The sequence below is a fragment of the Paenibacillus sp. GCM10012306 genome, assembly GCF_042649265.1.
In the GTDB taxonomy this organism is placed as follows: domain Bacteria; phylum Bacillota; class Bacilli; order Paenibacillales; family Paenibacillaceae; genus Paenibacillus_AQ.
The window spans coordinates 116,796-141,690 of the sequence record NZ_JBHRYW010000010.1 but is presented as its reverse complement, the minus strand read 5'-3'; the positions used below and the strand labels follow the sequence as shown (position 1 = coordinate 141,690).

General features: G+C 47.0%; 20 protein-coding genes. 12 read left to right on the top strand and 8 right to left on the bottom strand.

All coding sequences use genetic code 11. The features are described 5' to 3' along the window. Positions 1–10: 10 nt before the first annotated feature. Positions 11–736: a hypothetical protein gene (locus ACFORK_RS21085; RefSeq protein ID WP_379202665.1), complete on the bottom strand. Its 726-nt coding sequence runs from the start codon at positions 734–736 to the stop codon at positions 11–13. A gap of 185 nt (positions 737–921) precedes the next feature. Here ACFORK_RS21085 and ACFORK_RS21080 point away from each other — a divergent pair, with 185 nt between their 5' ends. After that, positions 922–1,815: an AraC family transcriptional regulator gene (locus tag ACFORK_RS21080; RefSeq protein WP_379202663.1), complete on the top strand. Its 894-nt coding sequence runs from the start codon at positions 922–924 to the stop codon at positions 1,813–1,815. A 236-nt stretch (positions 1,816–2,051) separates the two neighbouring features. On the opposite strand, the gene ACFORK_RS21075 is transcribed toward ACFORK_RS21080, so the two are convergent. Then, positions 2,052–3,446 carry a SpoVR family protein gene (locus ACFORK_RS21075; RefSeq protein WP_379202661.1) on the bottom strand — a complete coding sequence of 465 codons (1,395 nt, stop codon included), beginning with the start codon at positions 3,444–3,446 and terminating at the stop codon, positions 2,052–2,054. A gap of 249 nt (positions 3,447–3,695) precedes the next feature. Between ACFORK_RS21075 and ACFORK_RS21070 the strand changes: the two genes are divergently transcribed. The 11 genes from ACFORK_RS21070 to ACFORK_RS21020 all read left to right on the top strand — a co-directional run bounded on the left by ACFORK_RS21070 (position 3,696) and on the right by ACFORK_RS21020 (position 15,110). Beyond that, positions 3,696–5,357: a DUF262 domain-containing protein gene (locus tag ACFORK_RS21070; protein ID WP_379202659.1), complete on the top strand. Its 1,662-nt coding sequence runs from the start codon at positions 3,696–3,698 to the stop codon at positions 5,355–5,357. 24 nt (positions 5,358–5,381) lie between these two features. Then, on the top strand, positions 5,382–5,714 hold the full coding sequence (locus ACFORK_RS21065; protein ID WP_379202657.1) for a hypothetical protein: 333 nt from the start codon (positions 5,382–5,384) through the stop codon (positions 5,712–5,714). A 160-nt stretch (positions 5,715–5,874) separates the two neighbouring features. Then, entirely contained in the window at positions 5,875–6,315 is a 441-nt protein-coding gene (locus ACFORK_RS21060) for a hypothetical protein (protein ID WP_379202655.1), read from the top strand. Between the two features lie 432 nt (positions 6,316–6,747). Then, entirely contained in the window at positions 6,748–7,527 is a 780-nt protein-coding gene (locus ACFORK_RS21055; protein WP_379202653.1) for an SDR family NAD(P)-dependent oxidoreductase, read from the top strand. A 637-nt stretch (positions 7,528–8,164) separates the two neighbouring features. Continuing rightward, complete coding sequence (locus ACFORK_RS21050) at positions 8,165–8,884, top strand: response regulator transcription factor (protein WP_379202651.1); 720 nt, start codon at positions 8,165–8,167, stop codon at positions 8,882–8,884. Next, the gene (locus ACFORK_RS21045; protein ID WP_379202649.1) at positions 8,881–9,816 is read left to right on the top strand and encodes a sensor histidine kinase; all 936 of its coding nucleotides are present in this window, start codon (positions 8,881–8,883) and stop codon (positions 9,814–9,816) included. Before ACFORK_RS21050 ends, ACFORK_RS21045 begins: the two co-directional genes overlap by 4 nt. Before the next feature lie 106 nt (positions 9,817–9,922). Beyond that, the gene (locus ACFORK_RS21040; RefSeq protein ID WP_379202817.1) at positions 9,923–10,843 is read left to right on the top strand and encodes an ABC transporter ATP-binding protein; all 921 of its coding nucleotides are present in this window, start codon (positions 9,923–9,925) and stop codon (positions 10,841–10,843) included. Next, a complete protein-coding gene (locus ACFORK_RS21035) occupies positions 10,827–11,528 on the top strand; it encodes an ABC transporter permease (RefSeq protein ID WP_379202647.1) in 702 nt (233 codons plus the stop codon). Before ACFORK_RS21040 ends, ACFORK_RS21035 begins: the two co-directional genes overlap by 17 nt. Before the next feature lie 169 nt (positions 11,529–11,697). After that, positions 11,698–12,732 (top strand): PAS domain S-box protein, encoded by a 1,035-nt coding sequence (locus tag ACFORK_RS21030; protein ID WP_379202645.1) that lies wholly within the window; start codon positions 11,698–11,700, stop codon positions 12,730–12,732. Beyond that, positions 12,725–13,417 (top strand): ABC transporter permease, encoded by a 693-nt coding sequence (locus ACFORK_RS21025; protein WP_379202643.1) that lies wholly within the window; start codon positions 12,725–12,727, stop codon positions 13,415–13,417. The genes ACFORK_RS21030 and ACFORK_RS21025 overlap by 8 nt, the downstream gene beginning before the upstream one ends. A 163-nt stretch (positions 13,418–13,580) precedes the next feature. Then, a complete protein-coding gene (locus ACFORK_RS21020; RefSeq protein WP_379202641.1) occupies positions 13,581–15,110 on the top strand; it encodes an ATP-binding protein in 1,530 nt (509 codons plus the stop codon). A gap of 139 nt (positions 15,111–15,249) precedes the next feature. On the opposite strand, the gene ACFORK_RS21015 is transcribed toward ACFORK_RS21020, so the two are convergent. The 6 genes from ACFORK_RS21015 to ACFORK_RS20990 form a co-directional block, all read right to left on the bottom strand. Then, positions 15,250–16,101, bottom strand: a complete 852-nt coding sequence (locus tag ACFORK_RS21015) for a DegV family protein (protein ID WP_379202639.1) — start codon at positions 16,099–16,101, stop codon at positions 15,250–15,252. A gap of 207 nt (positions 16,102–16,308) precedes the next feature. Beyond that, positions 16,309–17,169 carry an AraC family transcriptional regulator gene (locus ACFORK_RS21010; RefSeq protein WP_379202637.1) on the bottom strand — a complete coding sequence of 287 codons (861 nt, stop codon included), beginning with the start codon at positions 17,167–17,169 and terminating at the stop codon, positions 16,309–16,311. A gap of 904 nt (positions 17,170–18,073) precedes the next feature. Continuing rightward, positions 18,074–19,741 (bottom strand): glycoside hydrolase family 13 protein, encoded by a 1,668-nt coding sequence (locus tag ACFORK_RS21005; RefSeq protein ID WP_379202635.1) that lies wholly within the window; start codon positions 19,739–19,741, stop codon positions 18,074–18,076. A 108-nt stretch (positions 19,742–19,849) separates the two neighbouring features. Beyond that, the gene (locus tag ACFORK_RS21000; protein ID WP_379202633.1) at positions 19,850–22,168 is read right to left on the bottom strand and encodes a glycoside hydrolase family 65 protein; all 2,319 of its coding nucleotides are present in this window, start codon (positions 22,166–22,168) and stop codon (positions 19,850–19,852) included. A gap of 344 nt (positions 22,169–22,512) precedes the next feature. Next, positions 22,513–23,175 (bottom strand): beta-phosphoglucomutase, encoded by a 663-nt coding sequence (gene pgmB / locus ACFORK_RS20995; RefSeq protein ID WP_379202631.1) that lies wholly within the window; start codon positions 23,173–23,175, stop codon positions 22,513–22,515. A 159-nt stretch (positions 23,176–23,334) separates the two neighbouring features. Beyond that, the gene (locus tag ACFORK_RS20990; protein WP_379202629.1) at positions 23,335–24,372 is read right to left on the bottom strand and encodes a LacI family DNA-binding transcriptional regulator; all 1,038 of its coding nucleotides are present in this window, start codon (positions 24,370–24,372) and stop codon (positions 23,335–23,337) included. Positions 24,373–24,895 lie beyond the last annotated feature (523 nt).

Here is a 24,895-nt window from a genome sequence, read left to right as displayed (position 1 = left end):
TCCTTTTTCTTTATTCCTCTGAATCCTTGGATTCATTGATTTTGCCGCCTAGATTAAAGCCCAACTCCCCGTTGTATTTGCCAAAGTGCCCGTTGATTCCAAGGCCAGCTCCCTGACCGCCCCCAAACTGGGCTTTGGCCTGTGCCCCAACACCATTGTCTCCACCAAGGTGCAATCCGGTATTGAACCCAGCACCCTGACTTTGGCTTAAGTGCCCCTCTGCATTAGCGTTTAATCCGTACTGGCCACCCAGTTGCGCTTCAGTATTAAATCCGACGCCTTGACTGGCGCTGAGATGCGAATTCGCTTGTGCATTAATCCCGTATTTGCCCCCGGCCTGTGCCTCGGTATTGAGCCCAAAGCCTTGACTACTGTTCAGATGAGTGTTGGCCTGTGCGTGGATGCCATATTGCTCTGACCCCAGGTGACCATCTGCATACGTACCTACGCCATTGTAGTTTAGATGTCCACCGGCATTAAACCCAGCGCCATGCTTACCGCCAACGTCCGCTCCTGTTTTTACAGTAATGCCTTGCCCACTGTCCACACTTGCGTTCAATTGACCATTCACAATATGCTGCTTCGGATTCTGGTTGTCTTGGGGAGGAGGAGTTGTAATACCTTCCGAACGGTGATGAAAGTAATGAGAATAAGGGTACTGAGTGTAACGAGGTGTATATGGATAAACGGGCTGTGGATGATCTTGCCGGCTGGAATATTGGTGCCAATAATTCATGGGAATACCTCCATTTGTAAGATAATGATATCAGCCTATTCTATTCATCCTGGAACCTGAATGACACAACATAAAGCGATGAGGGTATTTTCCCAACCCCGATTTTTTTAGCAAAACAGGAACAGTCACCTTGGCAGCCAGTTGTTATAATGAAATCACCGTACGGGGAAAGGTTGGGTGAGTGCTTGAATTACAGTAAGGATATTGAGCGATGCATCGAATACATTGAACAAAATATTAAAGAAGATTTAACGGCTGAAGATATTGCCGCTGCATCCGGGTACTCGTTGTATCATTTTTGCCGGGTGTTCAGTTTGTGCAAAGAAATGACGGTAATGGAGTATGTACGGAGCCGGAGGCTGTCTTTGGCCTCAATTGAATTATTTAATGGAAGAAGGATCATAGATATCGCGCAAGATTATGGCTTTGAGACACAGAGCGGTTTTACCAAGGCGTTCCGCAAAGCTTTTGGTTACAGCCCCTCGCAGTATGCTGCGCGGATGGATGGATTTCTTCAGGATGGAACTATTTTTGAAATCGGAGGTTATTTGATGAACCCTATTATTGTAAAGAAGCCAGCTTTCAAGGTTGCCGGTTATGGAATCCAAACGAATGTGGCTGAAGGTAACTATACGAAGGATGTCGCTTCTTTCTGGAGTCAATATGAAGGAGAAAATTTGGAATCCAAAATGTACGATATTTTGAATCCGCCTAAGCATGGGGAGGTCGGGTTATGTATCCCTGCCTCTGAAAACGGAAACGCCACATATCTGCTGGGTGTGATTGTAGAAGACTTCGACCAGGTGACCGGGGATATGCTGACTGCCCAAGTTCCTGAAGCCGAATATGCTGTGTTTACTACGCCACCCGTGGATACCTCGGAGGGTAAGGATCAGAGGGATTTTGTTCAGGTGATCAAGAGCACTTGGAAGTATATTTTTGAAGACTGGTTTCCTGGGAGCAATTATATATATGATGAGGGCAAGCTGGATTTTGAGTTCTACGACGAGCGCTGTCATTCTCGGGTAGATACGGTGATGGAGATTTATGTGCCTGTGAAAGAACGATCAGAGCAATAATAATCTGCGTGCCAGATGTGGTTTGGTTAAAAGTCTAACCGACGAGGGATTGTACTTCTACGCCCCTCACAATATTTGTCTGATAGTATTCCTATTGTATCGATCGTCAAAAAGGCCCGCAACGCACAGGATAGTGCGAGCGGGCTTTTCCTATATATGCATCTTCTTGCAATTTCCGTACCGCGTGTGCCTCTCGGGGCGCGAGGTTTGGCTCAACGCGGTGGTCAAACCTTTTGTTACATAAACCGCCGCTGCACCTTTTTCCCATCATAGGTGAACAGCGCCTTCTTCTCCTCCACAACCGTCTGCAAATGCACCGTGCGGCCCCACAAGGCATAGATATGCGGGAGCGTCCGCTCCAAATATTTCAGGTCCAGCTCAATGCTCTCATAGCGATGTTCAATGTACAGCTCGCCGTTCCGCTCATAATCGGCATCCTTGATGACGAGGTAAGGGGAGCCACCGTTCACGCGAGCCAGTACCAGCTGGTCTCGGACATTTTCCCAGGCTTTGTCGGTAATTTTCCACTCAGGACCTTTCTTCTCAAAGACATAAAGATCCAGATCATTGACCAGTTCCTTGGACAGATAGCTGCGGATAAAAGAGGTGTCGGAATCCAGCTCGCGTACCTCGAAGATTTTATCGCGATCCCAGCGGCGCTCGATATCTTCGAATATTTTTAGGCCGAGGTAGTAGGGGTTCAGGCTCTGGCGGGAGGGCTGCACCACTGAGGAATTCAGCTTGGCGTATTCCACTGTTTCCTCCGACGTCAGGTCCAGCTCGCGTACGATCCGCTGATGCCAGTAGGAAGCCCAACCTTCGTTCATGATCTTTGTTTCCATCTGCGGCCAAAAATAGAGCATCTCGTCATGCAGCATCGTCATAATGTCCCGCTGCCAATCCTCGAGCGATGTGGAATATTGCTGAATGAACCAGACGATATCCTTCTCCGGCTCTGGCGGAAAAGCACGATTACTAGGTACTGGCTCCGGGGGAACTGCGTTGACCTGATCCAGTTTCCATAGTTCGTCATAAGGGTTGGCTGGAGCGTTGCTGCCGGGTGGTGTATCCTTGCGGTCTTTCATCTTCGCTTCCAGCAGATGGGTCTTACCGAGCTTGCGCGGCTGGATTAAGCTAGGATCGATATGCTCCTGGATCGCAAGTACGGAATCAATAAAGCTCTCTACGGCCTCCGTGCCGTAGGTCACCGAATAGTCGGCGATCCGGTCAGCCGTAGCCGACATACTCTCGACCATATTCCGGTTGGAGATGGAGAAGCGGGCATTGTTCTTGAAGAAATCGCAGTGGGCCAGCACGTGAGCTACAATTAGCTTGTTCTGGATGAGCGAATTGCCATCCAGCAGGAACGCATAGCACGGGTTGGAGTTGATGACCAACTCGTAGATTTTGCTTAAGCCGAAATCATATTGAGACTTCATTTTATGAAAAGTTTTTCCGAAGCTCCAATGGCCGAACCGGGTCGGCATCCCATAGGCACCGAACGTGTAAATAATATCGGCAGGACAGATCTCATACCGCATCGGATAGAAATCCAGCCCGAAGCCGGTAGCAATCTCCGTAATCTCCGCAATGGCCCTCTCTAGCGCTTTCAGTTCATCATCGCCGGGCATGAACCCATCTCTCCTTCCTTCTTCTAACGCACCGTGTACTGGCAGAGTCTAACGTAAGCTCCGCGCTTAAGCGGGAGCTGTTCTTCTTATGTATATGGGTGGAGAGATAGAAGTATGATGAGGGGGATTTCTTGGTTTCTAAGTCAAAGGTTATACGCTTGGAATTTCCAAATATGAAGGTTTTATAGGTGTATATGTCGAATATTCCCATTAATATACTACCATTGAACTAGAGAGAGGTAATTTTCATTGAAGAAAACCATTGAAGCTAATGAAATGTCGGTAATGCGTTTGTTTTCTGTTGGAAATGAACAGTTTATTGTCCCTGTGTACCAAAGAAGATATCTATGGGGCAAAGACCAATGGATGGATTTATGGAATGATATTCAGAACATAGAAGTTGGGGAAGATCACTTCCTTGGTTCTATAGTGGTTATTAATCCTCAGCATAATATTGAGTTGAATCAATTTGAAGTTGTTGACGGACAACAACGTCTGACAACGCTCTCCTTGCTCATTGCTGCTCTGCGCGACAGTTTAATTCAGAGCGGGGGTGCACAGGAATTGTCAATTGGAGAGGCTCTTCACGGATATTTGCATTGTTCTACAATGTTCAGCCAAAACCTGCCTAAACTTATACCAGGTAAGCTGGACAAGGATGATTTTGCAACGATTGTTGATCGGAAAATAAAAGAGATGACGAATTCGAATATGTATTCGGGGTATCAATTTTTTATTGATCAGTTTTCTAAACAAAATGATTTGGTGGAATTAGCAAAGACGATTATCGGCTCATTGAAAGTAGTTTTAATTCAAGTTATGTCCCATAAGGATGCATTTAGATTATTTGAAACTCTGAATGATCGGGGATTATCTCTCTCAGCAGCAGACCTGATAAAAAACTACATCTTAAGTAAAGCTGCGCGTACTTCCGAAGATGAACTTGATGATATTGTTGAAACATGGGATGAAATAGTTGAGCTTGTTGGGCAGTTGGATCATCTTCGCTTTTTTAGACAAGTATTGCTATCCAAGACTGAAGGTGTATTTTCTTTTAATAGATTATATGATCGATATAAAACCGTAGTTGATAAGTCAGATTCTATTGTAGATTTGGTAGACGATCTCAAAGAATATGCGGTTTTATATAACCAAATATGTACAGCCACTACAAAGTATCAATCTGTTAATGAAAAATTACGGGCGATCAATGCAATTGGAGTAGCGACTAGCTATACGCTCTTGTTGAAATTACTTAAAAACCAAGTGACGGAACAGCAGCTTGTAACTGTACTTACCTTGATTGAGACATTTGCATTGAGACGAGCGATCTGTAGCTGGTCGACGAATAATCTCGATCCAATCTTCAATCACTTGGCGCTAAATGCTCCGGTAGATTCTACTTGTGTAGAATTTATAAAAGGGGTGCTGACAAGGGCTGATTATATTCCATCGGACGAAGATTTCATTGCTAATTTTACAACGAAGAATTTTAGACAAGATGATCAATGTAAATACATATTGGAGCGTATTGAGGATTACCATGTAAACTTCAGTAAAGAGAAGAGTATAGCAAACCGATCTCTTGTCCATATCGAGCATATTATGCCAAAAACGATCAAATCCAGAGGTAATAAGAAAGAATACAGCGACTGGGAGTTGTATTTGGGGGTGGACAACTCAGCTTTACATGGTGTCCATGTCAATAAAATTGGGAATCTGACTCTACTGGGTTCAAGTTTGAATATTTCAGCATCCAATAACCCCTTTGAAGAAAAGAAGAAGAATTATGAGCAATCATCAATTCTAATGACCAAGCAGCTTGTTGATTATCCGAAGTGGGATATCGTCTCAATCCAAGCACGAACTGAGAAGTTAGCTGGCATTGCAGCAGAAATCTGGAGACTGTAAGTAATAGAATAGGAGATGTTATAGATGAGAGAAGAAATTGTATTATTTAAAATTCATAGAGGCCTGAGAGAACGAAATCATTATGAAGCTACGCGAAAGCATTGGAGAATGAACAAGAACCGTATCGAACACATTAAGTATGCAGTAGGTATCGACCAGGGCAAGGTCGTATGTGTTTTTGAACCCACTAGCTGGGAAGTTGTAGAAGAAGGAGAATATAAGGGGAAGCTGAAATTTGAAGGAACCGACGCAGGTCATGAGATTTTCAATAAATTGCAACTTGCCCAAGGTCAATTGTTAAAGAAATTTGGTAGGGGCAACCCAGTGGCGTACATCTCACTTTCTGAAATAGATTAAAAATGAGCTAGGTTGCTTGTGGGATAAGTGAAACACTGCTAATACTGTGAATACGTTAAAAAACTTATGAGTGAAAATTAGTGATAGTCTCAGTTGGTTGAAAAAATAATAGTTATAATATTGATATTAATCTAAATAACTCGGAGGTATTTATTTTTTTATGGAAGCCATTTCTTTATTGTTAAGTCTTATTAATTACTTTAGGGATGATAGAGAGCAGGAAAGACAAATCAACCGTAGTAAATTCTTAGCGGAAATTGAAATTAATGATTTAGTGAACGAGATTCAATTGATTATTTATGAAATCTTAAGCGAGAACGGAGAGATTGATTTAGAACTAAGTGATGGTTATCCAAATGAATATGATCTTGCTTTTAAAATAGCTAACACCCTTTATGATAAAGGGCTGTCTATTGTGAAACAAGAATACTTTACTGACTTAGATGACAAGTTGCAAACTAATCTATATCAAATGGTGAAACAAGCTCAACAAGATAAAATGTATTTAAATACTGAAGCATTTGAAAATAATGACATCGAATATGAAATGGATATTATTAATGGGGCAGTGGATTTAACTAACAATTTACGAAATAGATAATCTAAATGTTGGGTAAGCAGGCTCCTTAGCGTATCGATACGTTGGATCAATAAAGAGGCTCTTGAAGAGCATTAACTTCAAGAGCCTCTTTATTCATAATACTAATAACACGTTCGCCTGAAAGCTTTCCGGAGGAAGCTCGCATCGGAAGCACAGGCTGTCTCCGGATGTTATCCGCGAAAAGCGGTACAATTGAAAAATCTGGAGACAACAAAGACCGAAAGTCCAAACATTCTCCGCAATGACGGCCTACTCTTTGTAAGAATCTATGAAAGTAATAATTAAGAACTAAATTAATATCGATATGGAACAATTTACATATGAATTAATTCTAGAGATGTTATGATAGATAAAGGATAGATTTTCCTATACCTCCACAGGGTGTATATGGTTCAATCGTATTCTGAAAAACTAACAACGAGGTGCTTCATAATGTTCAGAGTATTTGAGGAATTCAAAGGGAAGACAGCAATTATCACAGGTGGGGGTACAGGCATTGGCAGAGCTACAGCACTGCGTTTAGCGGAGCTCGGAGCCAATGTTGTGATCGCAAGCCGGTCTGAAGCGGATGGCGTTGCGACTGTACGCGAAATTGAGGAGCTTGGAGGAAGTGCGGCATTCATCCAAACGGATGTGGCCAAGGAAGAACAAATTATTTCCCTGGTCAACCAAACCATTGAACGTTTTGGTTCGATTGACTACATGTACAACAACTCGGCGATTACAGGGGATAATGAGCTTCTTGAGGATTATAAGACCGAAACCTTCGACAGAGTGTTTGATGTCAATGTCAGAGGACAACAGCTTCTGATGAAGTATGCAGTGCCACACATGAAACCGGGCAGTGCGATCGTTAACTGTGCATCTTTGCATGGAACAATTGCTATGGCGGGGGATGTTGCTTACTCTGCAAGTAAACATGCGGTTATTGGTTTGGGTAAATCAGCAGCGGCCGAGCTTGCAGCTAAAGGAATTCGGGTGAATATTGTCGCTCCAGGACCAGTTCCTACCAAAATGATGAGACGCTATGAAGAATTGCTCACAGACGATGTAGATGCGCTTGAGCAAGCCATTGCCCAACTTCCGGTTCTGAAACGCTACGGAACGCCAGAAGAAGTAGCCAACGCGGTAGTCTTCCTTCTGAGCGACATGGCTTCGTATGTCGTTGGTCATGTGCTTATGGTTGATGGTGGTTGTTCGATAATTAGATAGTCGTCTGCAACATATAAATAAACAGGCCGCTAACAGTCATTCTTGACTGATGAGCGGCCTGTTTTTGCTACTCAGATCTAGAAGTAATTGGTATACTTTGATAAAAGAATATGAATTTCAGCTATATAAGTTGAACAAAAGATAGTAACGAAAAGCGAGAAGGAACGAAGGGAGAAGTTTGGAACTGTAGGAGCACCGCGCTCGCCTGAAAGCTTTCCGCAGGAAAGCACGCATCGGAAGCAAAGGCTGCAGCCAGATTTCAACCGCTTGAGGTGGTATATTCCCCTTCATCAGTCGTCTTAGCAGTGAAAAAGAGGGTCACCTCTTCAATTAACAGCATTTTTGCGCCTTATTTTTCTTTGAAATAGGTAAATGAGGAAAATAAGGTCATTATTGTATCTTATTTTTTGAAAAAGCACGTTAGATGGGGTGTTCTGGAAGATTTAAGGTACAATTTTGCACTTAATCTCCAAAAACCCTTAGTTGCAGAGGATTTAAGGTACGAAAATGCCGTTAATTAACTTCGATCCTTCTTAAATAAGCTCTCTTTTTTCTTAAATATGTTTGTTTTTAAATGCGCTCTACATAGAAGATTATCCAGCAATTTAATAGCTTGATTATTGGAGGCGACGATGGAATGCAGCAGCGGATCTTGCTGATCGAAGACGATGAAAGCATCAGTGAAATGGTCTCATCTTATCTTGTAAAAGAAGGTTTTGAGGTCAAGGCGGTGTATGACGGTGAGGAGGCAGAGCGCGTCTTTCGCAGCGGCGCGTATGAGCTTGTTCTGCTGGATCTCATGCTCCCCAAGCGAAGCGGGACGGATATTCTACAGACGATTCGGGCTAATAGCCTTGTCCCTGTTCTGATCATGTCTGCAAAGGACAGCGATGTAGATAAGGCACTCGGTCTGGGCTTCGGGGCGGATGACTATATCACGAAGCCCTTCTCTATGATTGAGCTAGTAGCGAGGGTGAAGGCAGCGATCCGCCGGGCGGGTTATGCCGCAGCGAGGAACGCTAGGATAGAAGCAGCGGCCCCGGCCCGGCAGATGATTAACCTGGAGGGACTGATCGTAGACCTGGATAATTTTACAACCTTAAAGAATGGGACAGAGGTGAAGCTTACGGCCAAGGAATTCCATATTCTTAAGCTTCTGGTGCAGAACCCCGGCAGAGTGTTCACCAAAGCCCAAATTTATGCCAGCGTGTGGGAGGATGAGTATTATGGCGAAGAGAATGTAATCAATGTACATATGAGAAGACTGCGGGAGAAGATTGAGGATGATCCTTCTGAGCCGGTATACATCAAGACGCTGTGGGGGATCGGATATAAGCTGGGGGCTGAGGTGCAATGATCGCCATCCTTGGCGTGGTGATTGTCATCCTGCTGCTGGTCGTTCTGTGGCAGTACCGAAAGTCGAGGACAACTGCCCGCCAGCTTGCCTATATTCATCACAAGCTGAACAGTATTCTGGATACGTGTTCACAGGAAAGGCTGCTGCTGTTCAGCCGCAACCCGGAGCTGCGTGTCCTATTGACTGATCTGAATCGTCTGCTGGACGTCAACCACAAGGCAAGTATGGAGAGGGTCCGGCTGGAGAAAGAAATGCGGAGCATGTTAGCCAATGTATCGCATGATTTGAAAACACCGCTAACGGTTGTACTGGGGTACATCGAGACCGTCCTGCATGATGAGAGTATGCCTGCCCGGGAACGGGACGTTATGCTGCATACCATACACCGCAAGGCGGAGGAAGTGATCTCCCTGATGAATACCTTTTTTGATCTGGCGAAGCTCGAAGCAGGGGATCGTGATATCCCCCTCTCCCGGATCGATGTGAACGAGGTGTGCCGGAGGAATATCCTCTCTTTCTACGATATGCTGAGCGGCCAGGGCAGCGAGGTGCAGATTGATATTCCGGACGAAGCGGTGTACATCATGGGCAATGAGGAAGCGCTGGACCGGATTCTATCCAATCTGCTGTCAAATGCAATCAACTACGGCGCTGCTGGCGGTGTGCTGGGCTTACGGCTTTTTACAAACGGGTCACAAGTGAATATAGAGGTGTGGGACCGCGGGAAAGGCATCACGGCTACTCATCAGAATCAGGTGTTCGAGCGGCTGTACACCTTGGAGGATTCGCGCAATCGAACCTATCAGGGCAGCGGACTCGGTCTGACCATTACGAAAAGATTAACCGAGCAGATGAACGGGACGATTGCATTAGTTAGCAAACCGCATGTCCGAACAGCGTTTACAGTTTCTTTTTCCCACATAGAGCGGTAACGTCCCTGAACTTAAGAATTTCGTAAGGATTGGTTAAGAAAAAAGAAGATTCCGTTATGTACAATAAGAAATATGAATGAGACGAATGACAAAGGAGACAGTGGATATGGTAACAGCCCTTCAGACACGGAATTTAACGAAGGTATACCAAGGTAAGGAAGCGGTAAGCGATGTTAATATGACCATCAAGCAGGGGGAGATTTATGGCTTTCTGGGGCCGAACGGGGCGGGGAAGACTACAGTGATGAGAATGATCACGAACCTGGTCAAGCCGACAAGCGGAGAAATTGAATTTTTCGGTGAAAAAATGACCCCCGGCTCTTATGAAATGCTGAAACGGATGGGCTGCATTATTGAGTATCCCGTATTCTATGACAAACTAAGCGCCAGGGAGAATCTAATGCTGCATGGGGAGTATATGGGCTACTATGATCCCCAATCCGCTACCGCGGCCTTGGAACTGGTAAAGCTGTCAGATATTAATAATAAGCCGGTAAAACAATTCTCGCTGGGCATGAAGCAGCGGCTCGGCATTGCCAGAGCGGTAATGACGAAGCCGGAACTGCTCATTTTAGATGAGCCGATTAATGGTCTCGACCCTGTTGGGATCAAGGAGCTGCGTGATGTATTCCGAATGTTGAGCCGGGAGTACGGAATGACCCTGCTGATCTCCAGCCATCTGCTGGGAGAAATCGAGCAGGTTGCCGATACGATCGGCGTAATCCGTGAGGGCAGGCTGATGGAAGAAGTATCGATGGAGTCCATCCGCGGCCGGAACTCGCATTATATTGAGCTGGTTACACCGGATTCCACCAAGGCGGTGTACGTACTGTCGCACCAGCTGGGCTTGAACAATTTCAAGGTAATGGACCCGGGTCTGATTCGTATTTATGATGATGGGATTACACTAAGCGATCTGAATAAGGCGCTCGTTCTCGGTGATGTCGGCGTTGAGAATCTTAGTAGAAAGCATCATTCGCTGGAAGATTATTTTATGGAACGGATCGGGGGTGAAGGAATTGCTTAAACTCATCTCGTTGGAAATCCGCAAAAATAAACTGAAGGGCATGTCCAAAGCGATAATTATCGCTAATCTGGCAGTATTGGCTATGATGGTGTTCATGCTGCTGATTGACCGGAACGAACCCTCACACGCCTTCACTACGCTTGAAAATATGTTTGACGGATTATTTATGTTACTGAGGGCGGTGTATATTGTATTTGCCGCGGTTCTGATCAGCAAGCTGGTGATTGAGGAATACAAGAACAATACAGTCACTGTACTTTTCATGTATCCCATATCGCGTAAAAAGCTGCTCGCTGCTAAGTTAATCTGCATCTTCTTGTTCACCTTAATGAACATTATCGTATCCGGACTTGTCCTGGGGGCCATTATGAATGGGATTAATCATTATACAGGCATCCTCCCGGGGGAGATGAGCTGGACGCTGCTATGGTCTGAACTTGTGAAGCTGGGAACCGGATCCTTGTATGCCGCTGGCATTGCCCTAATTCCGCTATACTTCGGGATGCTTAAGAAATCAGTTCCCGCTACCATTATTTCAGCGGTGCTTCTCTCCTCTGTCATCTCCGGGGATTTCAATCAATACCGCTTGGGTGATATGGTTGCTGTATGCATTGGCCTTAGTCTGATCGGGATTGCAATTTCCTATTTATCGATTCGCAATGTGGAAACCGAAGATATCGCCTGATCCTTTCAGGCCACTGAAATAGCCACTGTCTGATGCCAGGAGGCTATTTTTTGGCTATAATACACCTCTCTTTACTCATGAATTCGTTCAATGATCTTGTTATGATAGAGAAATAGTCTGATTTGGCGATTGATTTGAAGCTGGAGTGATCTTATAGAGAGCGGAGAGGATGCGGGTTGTGAATGAGGATAAGCATTCTATTCTGAAGCCCATGATTTCGCAAGAATATGTGTTTAAGGATTTATATGAGAACCATCCAGATCCCATCTATATCCTGGACACAGAGGGCAACTGTCTTGGGGTAAATCGTGCGGCGAGGGAAAGATCAGGGACTGAGATTGAAGGACTGAACAGCCATTCGGTGCTGGAGGCTTCAACTGCGGACTATCAGCTGGTATGCCGACAGCAGTTTGCCAAGGCGCTTCAGGGTGAATCCTCCAGCTTTGAGATGGATACGGTACGTCCTAACGGGGAGTTTCACCGGGTGGTCATCACCTTTTTACCCATTGAAGCTGAGAATGAAGTGGCTGGCGTCTACGCGATTGTCAAAGACATCACCAATTACATTGGTGTGGACGATATCCGCAGTCCCGGGCATCTCAAAGAGCTGAACGATCGGCATAGCCTGATCCTCAATTCCGTATCAGAGGGCATCTTCGGGGTGAACAAAACAGGACATACGATCTTCATCAACCCGGCGGGAATGGAGATGCTTGGTTATACGCTGGATGAATTCATCGGCATTCACAGCTTCTCGCATATCCAGCACACCCGTTCAGATGGCTCACATTACGCCCTGGAGGAATCTCCAATCAATCGGACGGTCAAAGACGGGATTACGCGTAGTATGGAGGAAGAAATCTTCTGGCGTAAGGATGGAACCAGCTTTCTAGTGAATTACCGGGTCGCTCCGATCGTGGACGAAGTAGCGATGGACACGATTCGTGGACTCAATACAGATTATATCGAACTATCGACCCCGGAGATCACCAAGGCGGTCTATGTGCTGCAGCATAAGTTGAGTCTCACGAATTTCAAGGCGATGGACGCTGGAATCATCCGCGTATATGACGAAGGTGTTTCGCAGCAGGCACTGAACAAAGCGCTCGTTCTCGGAGATGTCTATATTGCGAGCCTTAGCAGGAAGCAGCATTCGCTGGAAGATTATTTTCTGCAATTGATCGGGGGTGAGGGCATTGCTTAAATTAATATCACTGGAAATTCGTAAGTATAAATTGACAGGAACCATCAAGGGCGTGCTCATCGCGAACCCAATCATCCTGGGTTTTATGGTACTTGTACTGTTTATGGACCAGAATGAGCAGGTTCCTGCCTTCACATCATTCGGGGATGTTTTTGAAGGATTGTTCGTTTTTGTAAAAGCGGTATTCATTATCTTTGCTGCAGCTTTGCTGGGCAGACTGATTATCGAAGAATACAGAAGCAACACAATTAGCGTACTCTTCATGTATCCTATTCCACGTAAAAAGCTACTTATCGCCAAATTGGTGATCGTCTTTCTCTTCACTTTCTGTACGATTATTATTTCAGATCTGGTGTTAGGGGCCTTGTTGTTCTGGATCAATCACTTCTTCCAGATCATTCCTGGTCAACTAACCTGGATTCTGGTGAAAGACGAATTGGTGAAGCTGGGAGCAGGGGCACTCTATGCAGCAGGGATTGGACTCATTCCCTTGTACTTCGGGATGCGGAAGAAATCGATCTCAGCCACGATCATTTCGTCGGTGGTGCTTGTGACGCTGATTTCCGGCGGATTTGACCAGTCGCGCTTAGGCAATTTTGCCGCCGTTTCCATCAGCCTTGGCCTTATCGGAATCGCCATTGCGTATTTATCTATTCGTAAGATCGAAACAGAGGATATCGCTTGATGCCTTAGGCCATAGAATAGCCCCTGCACTTGTGCAGGAGGCTATTTTTGGTATAGAAAACACCTCTCTTTACTCATGAATTACCCTGCAGAACTTGTTATAATATGTGGATTGAACGCAATGATGCCCTTGTACAAGCTAATCTTGGGGGAGTACGGAGAGGATGAAGGCTATGGATAAGGAAAACCACTCTATTCTATATGAGAATCACCCTGATCCCATCTACATTTTGGACACGGAGGGGAACTGCCTGGGCGTGAACCGTTCTGCCAAGGAACGGTCAGGAGTGGAATTTGAAGGACTGAACAGCCATTCGGTGCTGGAGGCTTCAACTGCGGACTATCAGCTGGTATGCCGACGGCAGTTTGCCAAGGCGCTTCAGGGTGAATCCTCCAGCTTTGAGATGGATACGGTACGTCCTAACGGGGAATTTCACCGGGTGGTCATCACCTTTTTGCCCATAGAAGCTGAGAACGAAGTGGCAGGCGTCTACGCGATTGTCAAAGACATCACCAATTACATTGGTGTGGACGATATCCGCAGCCCCGGGCATCTCAAAGAATTGAACGATCGGCATAGCCTGATTCTCAATTCCGTATCAGAGGGCATCTTCGGGGTGAACAAAACAGGACATACGATCTTCATCAATCCGGCGGGAATGGAGATGCTTGGTTATACGCTGGATGAATTCATCGGCATTCACAGCTTCTCGCATATCCAGCACACCCGCTCAGACGGCTCGCATTACGCTCTGGAGGAATCTCCAATCAATCGGACGGTCAGAGACGGGGTTACACGTAGTATGGAGGAAGAAATCTTCTGGCGTAAGGATGGAACCAGCTTTTTAGTGAATTACCGGGTAGCTCCAATCGTGGACAATGGTACGATCGAAGGCGCTGTTATTGTATTCAGCGATATTACGAACGAGCGGGAGATTATTCGGGCCAAGGAGTTTGCAGAGAAGGCTGCTCGGGCCAAGGCCGACTTTCTGGCCATGATGAGTCATGAGATCCGGACGCCGATGAACGGGATGATCGGGATGGCGGATCTGCTGCTGGAGACGGAGCTTGGCGAGGAGCAGCGGAGCTATGCGGAGATTCTGCGCAGCAGCAGTTACAGTCTGCTAAGTATTCTGAACGATATCCTTGATTTTAGCAAAATGGAAGCAGGCAAAATGACCCTACAGTCGGAAATGTTCGATCTGCGGGAAATGATGTCCAGCATTGTAGACCTGTTCACACCCAAGGCCGAGGAGAAGAAGCTGGCTTTGCGATGGTGGGCCGATACCAGTGTCCCCGAAGTGCTGACTACCGATCCCAGCCGTTTGCGGCAGATCATTGTTAATCTCGTAGGCAATGCCTTGAAATTCACGGAGCAGGGTAGCGTCACCTTGTCCGTGAAGAACATCGTACTGCCGCATTCGCCGAATTACCTGCTGGAGTTCTCGGTACGGGATACAGGTATCGGCATTGCCGACAACAAACTGAATCTCTTGTTCCAATCCTTCTCCCAGCTTCACCCGTCGCATACGCGTAAATATGGTGGGACAGGCCTCGGGCTGGCGATCTGTAAACAGTTGGTAGAGCTGATGGGAGGCACGATTTTTGTGGAAAGTGAGGAGGGGCGAGGTTCTACCTTTCGCTTCATGCTGCCCTTTTTGAAGGAGGAGGACATGGGCGAGTTTGAACTGTAAGTACAGGTGGTAGACTACAGTCGTCCAAAGGGTTACTTTATTGGTGACCAGGCGCTTTAGCCGTCAGATCACAAAGGCTGCCCGTAGTCAGTTTCTGACTTCCGGGCAGCCCGCCATGCTTGCTTTTATAGTATTGAAATTATGATTCACGCAAATACATAAGACCCACCGTATGCGGACCGCAATGACTGCCGATTACACAACCGGCCTCAATAACGGCAATTTCTTGAGCGCCTGTGGCTTGCTGCAGCGCACGCTTAAGGTACTCTGCATCCTCTTCAGCCATGGTATGGGCTACAATAAGCAGTTCCTTATCCATGTTCTTGATGTCGGGAAGCGCGTTCTGAAGCATCTGCTCGACGGCTTTTTCTTTCTTGCCACGGACTTTGCTGACCGGAACAATACTACCGTCAATCAGCTTCAGCACCGGCCGGATTTTGAGTAGGCTGCCGATAAAATTCTGCATACCGGAGCAGCGTCCGCCCATATATAAGTAATCTAGTGTATCGACTACAAATTGCGTGTCCATATTCCTTCTGGCGGTCTTAAGGAGCTCTGCGATCTCGGCTGCACTATGCCCCTTGGCGGCGGCACGCACGGCCTTCATGACGAGCAAGGCGATTCCCCCGCACAGTGTCTCCGAATCTATGACCTCAATTCTTCCATCTGGGAATTCACCCGCAGCTAGCAGGGCATTCTGATATGTAGAAGATATGGCAGAGGACAAACTGATATAGACAATATCGCCGCCGCTCTCAATGACCGGGGTGAATGCTGCTATAAAGTCAGCCGGCGAAGGTGCGGCGGTTTTGGGCAGACTGCCTTTGGCAGCAACCTTGCGGTATACCTCTTCGGGCGTAATATCCACTCCATCCTTATAAGTACCCTCGTCGAATATTACATATAGCGGGACGATGCCGACATCATACTTCTCTTTCCAGCCTTGTGGCAAATCGGAAGTGCTGTCTGAAAAAATTTTTACAGTAGACATGAAATTCTCCTTCACCGAGTATCGGATCTTTTTATATAATCCACATAATTTGTTTATTATACCAAGTCGAAGCCATTTCTCAAAATGGAAAATAGCCGCGGGGATAGAATGCCAAGCATCTGCTCTATGATATGAAAAGCGGCCGCCCGGTGTTCGGGCGGCCGTCTTGGGTTATGGAGATTCATTGGGTAATGGGAAATGTAACGCTTATTTCTGCTTAATCGGAATCCATACTTCACAGCGGTAGTCTTCTGCGCTCACATCACCGAGAGGGTAGAGTTCAAGTTCGGGTCCGCCTGAATGTTCATAGGCTGTGCTGGGGAACCATTCCTGAAAGATTCGGCTCCAGACGTCCTGAATCGTATGCGGCATCGGCCCTACCGAGGTGAAGACAGCCCAGGTGGCGGCGGGAACAATAGCCGTTTCATATTCTTGCGGGTCCGTATTGGACTCATCTTCTACGGCGATCCAATAGGAGAGCTTCTCGTTGGGGTGGTCCACACCCATGCAGATCCCGAGGATATCCTTTTTTCCGCCGATCTCAATCAATTGGTCAGAGGTCCCGTCTCCGTTGGCGGCACTCCAGAAGGCTGGGATCTCCCGCAGGTTTTCTCCATCTTTCAAGGATACCTCGATAGACTTGCCGATCACTCTGAAGCTATCTTTCTCGATAATTCTGTATTCCATTTCTTTATCTCCCTTCAATGATAGATGGAAAGAGAGGCGTGGAAAGGCCTTGAGCTGCACGCCCTTCTCGCGAGCGGCTGAAGGGGACACCCCATGCAGCTTACGGAACGCTTTGGAAAAAGATTCAGGGGTATCGTAGCCGTATTTCAGTGCTGCGTCCAGCACTTTAATGTCCGACACGCTCAGCTCCTGCGCCGCAAGCGACAATCTCCGCTTGCGGATGTACTCGAATACCGTGAATCCGGTTAGGAGGTTGAACATACGCTGAAAATGAAAGGGCGAAGAGCAAGCTACCTTTGCAATCTCATCAATATTCAGCGGTTCCTCTAAATTGTTCTCCATGTAATCCAGAGCATCCTTCATTCGAATCAACCATTCCAAGTGCGCCATCTCCTTCTGAATCCATACTATCATTCCCGGGTCTGTTCATCCGGTTCTTCCGTGCGTTCTGAAGACAGGTGACCGAACTGATATCTTTAAATAGAGTAAGGTCGTAACTACAGAAAATGTTTGGACTTCCGGCCGCTGTTGTCTCCAGATTTCTTGATTGGTTCCGTTTCAAACGGTGGAAATCTGGAGACAGCTTATGCTTTCGATGCGAGCTTTCCTGCGGAAAGCTTTCAGGCGGTCGCTATCCCTCCTACAGTTCCAAACTTTTCTTTCTATTTTTTACGGCCCAACATCATAATCAATGGTTGCCACAAGATCTTGGTCAAAACTACTTCATAAACACAACCGGATCAGTAGTTTCAGGCTCATTTATGGGAGCTAACGGACTGTAAAACCGTTATTTTCCACATGAAGTACCCACGAATATGTAGCGGACTCAGATGACGTTATTTCCTGCCAAACAGCGGAATATGAGCACGATTTCTGCCCATAGCGTCTCTGGAGTCCGTTATCTTCCAGAATAACTGGATTTATAAGCAATAAGGACTCTGGGTTCCGTTACTTGGCGAAGCAAGCACTGATGTTGAGGTAGCTTCTTATTTTCAGTTCAAAATTCAAACTTTCTAATAGTATAACTCAGGGAGACAGGTCTCGTCAGTCACTTAGTACGGACCTCATTAGTTCTCCAACCGGAATACGCCTTCTTATCACAGGTCTCGTCAGTCACTTAGTACGGACCTCATTAGTTCTCCAACCGGAATACGTCTTCTTATCACAGGTCTCGTCAGTCACTTAGTACGGACCTCTTTAGTTCTCTAACCGGAATACGCCTGCTTAGCACGGATCTCGCCAGTCACCGAGCACGGTTTTCTGCAGTTGCTTAGCACGAACCTCGTCAGTTCCCTAACCGATACACGCTCGCTTCGTATGGCCGCAGAACGCTGCGGTCAGAGGACGCCTCCCCGTAGTTTCCGATCACCAGTTCCTTGACGGCTGCAAGCTCCGATGGAAGATCTACAGGCTGCGGAACATCACTGAAGTTCAGCAGCACGAGCCACTGCTCTTTGTCCAGGGTACGGGTGTATGCATAAATATAGTCGTGTTCAGGAAGCAGCAATTTGTATGCTCCGTAGACCATAATCGGGTTCTCTTTGCGCAGCGCGATCAGCTTGCGGTAGTAGTGGAACACCGAATCGGGATCGGCCACTGCCTGCTCCACATTAATCTCGCTATAATTCGGATTTAGCCGCAGCCAAGGTGTTCCGGTAGTGAAGCCTGCATTGGCAGACCCATCCCATTGCATAGGCGTCCGGGCGTTGTCCCGTCCTTTGGCATAAATAGCATTCAGAATCGTGTCGTGATCGGCGCCGCCCTCAGTGACCTTTTCACGGTACATGTTGAGGGTCTCGATATCCTGATAGTATTCCAGAACAGGGAATTTCACGTTGGTCATCCCGATTTCTTCGCCTTGGTAAATATACGGGGTGCCCTTCAGCGTATGTAGCAGGGTCGCCAGCATTTTGGCGGAGATGACACGGTACTCCCCATCATTACCGAAACGGGATACCATGCGTGGCTGGTCATGGTTGTTCAGGTACAAGCTGTTCCAGCCTTGCTCAGCCAGGCCGACTTGCCATTTATGCAGAATTCCGCGCAGCTGGTGCAGGGTCCATGGTGTTACTTCCCACTTGCCGCTAGGGCCGGAGTCAACGTCCATATGCTCGAATTGAAAGACCATCTGTAATTCTTCCCGATCCTCGCCAGTATATAGAATGGCATCTTCCACAGACGCCCCTGGCGTTTCGCCGACGGTCATGACGTCATACTTGGAGAGTACCTTTTGGTTCATTTCATGCAGGAATTCATGCACTCTTGGGCCGTTCATGTAGTATTCACCACCACCGCCAAGCTCGGCATCACCTGAGGAAGGAAGGCCTGGCGTTTTGGAGATCAGGTTGATAACGTCCATCCGCAGTCCGTCCACACCTTTATCCAGCCAGAACGTAATCATCTTGTAGAGCGCATCGCGCAGCTGCGGATTCTCCCAGTTGAGGTCCGGTTGCTTGCGCGAGAAAAGATGAAGATAGTATTCACCAGTAGTCTCGTCCAGTTCCCAGGCCGGGCCGCTAAAAATGGAGCTCCAGTTGTTAGGGCGCTTGCCGTCTGGACCGCCGGGACGCCAGATGTAATAATCGCGGTAAGGGTTGTCCTTGGAAGAACGGGATTCCACGAACCAGGCATGCTCGTCCGAAGAATGGTTGATCACGAGGTCCATCATCAGCTTGATCCCACGGGTGTGGAGGCCTTCCAATAGTTCCTCCCAGTCCTGAAGTGTACCGAATTCATCCATGATATCTTCATAGTCGCTGATGTCATAACCGTTGTCGTCATTGGGCGACTTGTAGACAGGGGAGAGCCAGACGACATCTACGCCAAGCTGCTGGAGATAATCGAGACGGGAGATAATGCCCTTCAGGTCGCCGATGCCGTCACCGTTGCTATCCATGAAGCTGCGGGGATAAATTTGATAGACAACAGCCTCTTTCCAAAATGCTTTTTTCATAGTGAGATCTCCTTTGAGGTTGTTTACATTCCATCCGAATACAAACCGCTAAACAGTACCCGGCCCCCGAAAGCAGACAGCCTCGGGGGCCGGGAGAATACGGGCAGATTATGCGGTAACGTTGGTCCCTTGAGCAGTCACATTGCTCAGTCCATTCACTGTATATTCCTGACCATAAATCGTGAGCGAGGCCGGAATATCGGTCTCATTGGTCACGGTTACCTGGGTATCGGTTACGCTAACCAGTAGACGAGAGCCGCGGAACATGATTTTGAAGGAATAGGACGTCCAGTGACCTGGGTTGGAAGGGTTCAGGTTCAACCGTCCATTCAGTACGCGTAGACCGCCGAAGCCGTGAACGATCGACATCCAGGTTCCCGCCATGCTTGTGGTATGGCAGCCGTCTTCCGTATCATTATTGTAGTTGTCCAGATCCAGTCTGGAGGTGCGCAGGTACATTTCATAAGCCTTTTCCTTGTATCCCAGCTCGCAAGCGAGAATCGCATGGATGCAAGGGGAGAGGGAGGACTCATGCACGGTGATCGGCTCGTAGAAGTCGAAATTCCGCTTTTTCGTATCGTGATCGTAACGGTCACCGAGGAAGTATAGACCTTGCAGCACATCCGCCTGCTTGATGAAGCAAGAACGTAGAATCCGATCCCATGACCATTTCTGGTTAAGTGGTAGATGATCTGGATGCACATCCTTGACCTGAATGATCTCTTTGTCGAGGAATCCGTCCTGCTGGAGGAAAATCCCCAGCTCTTCATCAACAGGATAGTACATTTTAGCGATAATCTCGCTCCATTTGCCCCGCTCGCTATCTTGAAGCTCTAGCTTCTCCAATAATTCTGCGTAGCGGGCTGGTTCATTCTCTTGCAAGTAAGCTAGGGCTTCCAGCGTGTATTCCATCGTCCAGGATGCAATACGGTTCGTGTACCAGTTGTTGTTGACGTTATTCTCGTATTCGTTCGGTCCAGTAACGCCGAGCATGACATATTTGTCTTTGTGGGTTACATAATGCACACGTTCTTCCCAGAAGCGGGAGATTTCCACCAGCACTTCAAGTCCGTATTGGCCGAGGTAGGATTGGTCTCCGGTATAGTTCACATAGTTATAGATAGCATAGGCAATCGCCCCGTTGCGGTGAATCTCCTCGAACGTAATTTCCCATTCGTTATGGCATTCCTCGCCATTCATCGTCACCATCGGATAGAGGGCGCCTTTGGTGAAGCCGAGCTTGCGGGCGTTTTCCTTGGCTTTTTCCAGGTGCTTGTAACGGTAGATTAACAGGTTGCGGGCGATGGAGGCATCTGCCGTACTGAGATAGAAAGGCACGCAATACGCTTCGGTATCCCAGTATGTGCTGCCGCCATATTTTTCACCGGTAAAGCCCTTCGGCCCGATGTTCAGACGGTCGTCTTCACCGTTATAGGTTTGATTCAATTGGAAAATATTAAAGCGGATCGCCTGCTGTGCGGACACGTCGCCTTCAATGATAATGTCGCTTTCCTTCCATTTATCTCTCCAGGCATCTGCTTGCTCAGTCAAAAGTGCCACAAAACCAGCTTCCCGTGCGCTTTGCAGTGCATTCTTGGCGGCATCCACCAGTTGTCCGAGACCATGATTGCGAGACGTTACGTTGGCAGCATATTTGTAGATCACGACTTGATCGTTCGGCTGTACCGCTATAGCAACCTGGCTGCCTACGTATTTTTCCTGCTCGATGGCTTCCGCCTGCGCCGCTGTGTTCTCGCCGTTTACGAGAATGTCGAAGGCCATAGCCGAGGTAACGTGAAAATCGAGCTTTTTGGTCTTCAGGGTGAGATAGCCGCTATCTCCCTCACTTTTCTTCTCGACTTCATTCCAGAATTTCTCGTCATAGTTAGCATCCTTGTTCTTGATGTCGCCATCCAGGTAAGGCGTAATTGAGAGCTGGCCAGTGAAGTTGAGTGGAACGATGGAATAACGAATCGCGCCGATTTCCTGGCGGGTCATGCTGACGATGCGAATGCTCTCAACCTTGACTTGTTTGCCATCTTCCAGTGTAGCCGTGAAGCTGCGGGACAGCGTACCTTCCTTCATATTCAAGACCCGGCGGAAATCGGTCACTGTGCATTTGGCAAGATCGAGTGTAGTCCCGTCGATATCGATATTGATCCCGATCCAGTTCGTGCTGTTCAGTACTTTGGCAAAATACTCGGGATAGCCGTTCTTCCACCAGCCAACCCGTGTCTTATCGGGATAGTATACGCCTGCCATATAGCTGCCTTGCAGGCTGTGACCGCTATATTGCTCTTCGAAATTGGCGCGTCCGCCCATATATCCGTTTCCGATGCTGAACACACTCTCGGAAATTTCCTGGGTTCCCGGATCAAACGATTCTTCGATAATGGACCATTCATCAATTTTCAAATATTGCTTCAAGATTATCGGCTCCTTTTAAGTTGGGGATGGATAAACTGAAAAAATAAATTCTCTTGGTGCTTGGGAGAAAAGGTCAGTAACTCCAAGGAAAGTTTGGACTTTCGATCGCTGTTATAATCCTATTTCCTATGTAAACTTTAAGATAGGGTAGAAATTTGATTAGCTTATGCTTCCGATGCGAGCTTTCCTGCAGAAAGCTTTCAGGCGAGCGCTATCGCTTCTACAGTTCCCAATTTTTCCTCTCCGTTACTTCCACTCCCAACTTCCAAAACATTTATTTATTCATTTCATATTGAATAAGGCAGGGCCGCTTCGCGGCCGCTAGGTGTATAACTTAATGTTGGTTAAACACTGGTAAAAGATTCCCGTAGCGCCGAAACTTTCAGCTCTTTCAGGGAAGGGATGACCATATTGGCGGCGCCAAGGGTGGCTGGGGAGCCGATACCGACGCTAACCATTCCGGCACGGGTAGCGGCTTCTATGCCAGCTTCGGCATCCTCAAAGACGACACAGTGAGCTGGCTCTACGCCCAAGGCTTTGGCTCCCAGCAGGAACACCTCAGGGTCAGGCTTGGCAGCGCTGGTATGAGTGCCATCGATAATAGCATCGAAGTATGGGGTTAATCCGGTGTTGTTCAAGATGGTCATCGCATTTTTGCTGGCAGAGCCGAGAGCGACCTTGATGCCATTCTGCCGGCATTCCTGCAGGAATTGAAGGGCACCGGGTAGAATCTCTGAGCTGTCCATGGAGGAGATGTACTCAACATAGCGGGCGTTTTTTCTATCAGCCAGCCTAGCCTTTTCGTTCTCGTCCACAGTTAGCCCTCCAATCTCTAGCAGAATGTCGAGCGATGCCGCTCGGCTGACGCCTTTAAGGCGTTCGTTATCCTGCTCGGTGAAAGGGAAGCCGAGATCATCAGCCAGCTCCTTCCAGGCGATGTAATGATACTTGGCGGTGTCTACAAGTACACCATCCAAATCGAATAAACAGGCATGAATGGTTGTCATGAATGGAACCTCCTAGAAAGATATACGCGGCAGTTCTTCTGGGCATGCGCATTTGAATGGAGCGAGAAAGTAATTGTTCTGCATATTAGCGCAAACGTTTGAACAATGATCCAAAAAATAAATGAAGCTTGGATGCTTCATTTATTTGTTCCTGGTTTGTTACGGCTTGCTTGGTGCGTGCATGGAAGACTCCCTGACAATGAGACGGTGTGGAATTACAAATCTATTCGTATAACCGGCATCATTGTTCGGCTTCTGTATGCCTTGAATCAGTACCTGCGAGGCAGTATAGCCCAGATGGTAGATACCGATATCAATACTGCTGATAGGGGGACTGGACAGCTCGGACAACGGAATGTTGTTAAAGCTGACAATCGCCAGATCTTCGGGAACCTTATATTTCAGTTCGTTCAATCCGCGCAGTACGCCAAAGGACACCATATCGTCCACTGCGACCAGCGCAGTGGGGCGGTTCGGGAGATTCATGAAGAAAGACATCGCCCTATAGCCGCTATCCTGCAAGAATTCACCTTCCACAATCCATTCCGGACGCATGGTCAACCCGCTGTTCTGCATGGCTTTGCGGTAACCTTCCAGACGATCGCGAGAAACGATGAGGTTGGGCGGGCCGCTGACGAAGCCGATACGCTCATGTCCCATGGAAATCAGGTGATTCGTAGCGTCGTACGCTGCCATGACGTTATCATTATCGACAGATAATATATTCTCATAGCGGTCACTTCTACCGATTAGTACGAAGGGGTAGTCACCCGCCTGTAGAAAATCAATCACAGCGTCATCTTTGCGTGAATACAGCAGAATTACACCGTCCACACGGCGCCCTTTCAGTAGGCGGGAGACGGCTTCCAGTTCTTCCTTTTCATTCGCACCGGAGCTAATCAGTACATCGTAACCGGATCGGCTGGCCTGCGTAACAATCCCGCGAATCAATTCCATGAAGAACAGGTTGGAGAACAGCTCTTCTGCGGGTTTCGGAAGGATAATGCAAATACTGTTTGTAGTCTTCGATACCAGACTCTTGGCCATCATATTGGGAGTGTATCCCATATCCTCCATAATCGCTTTAACTTTACGAGAGGTTTCCAGGCTGATTCTGGGATGGCCTGACAACACCCGGGATACTGTGGAGGGGGATACTCCCGCTTTCTTCGCCACATCCTTAATGGTAACTGTCATAGAAACCTCCTTATGGAACCGTTTGCTTTACACAGTAATATTAATCGAAGTACTGTCAATTGTAAATAGAAAAAGTCCGTCAGGACAAGGAAAAAGCCACTTTTGGAGAGGGTACAGGATTTTTGCCACCAGGTTTGTATATTTTCACTAAAGAGCTAGAATAGCGATGATTTCATGAGTTTTTAGGAGAAAATAGGGTATAAATGATGATTTGTTGCATATATTTCAGTGCAAACGTTGTGCATAAAAGAGATTTTAGGAAGTGAGATTTGAACGGAGATACTACAAAATCTTATTGACAACTTCTTGATTTTGGGATTAGTATGTTAATCAAATTGCGGCAAGCGCTTTCAAGTATTGTTTTTTATCGCAAGATGATAGAAAGGTTATGTAATTATTAGTAGATTAGATTTTTCTTAGAACTTTTTGCAAACGTTTGCGCAATTTTGTAGTAGTGTTAACCGCTAGAGAGTGATGTTTTCAGATGTTCACGTTGCTATGTATTTCTTTAAAAATATCATTG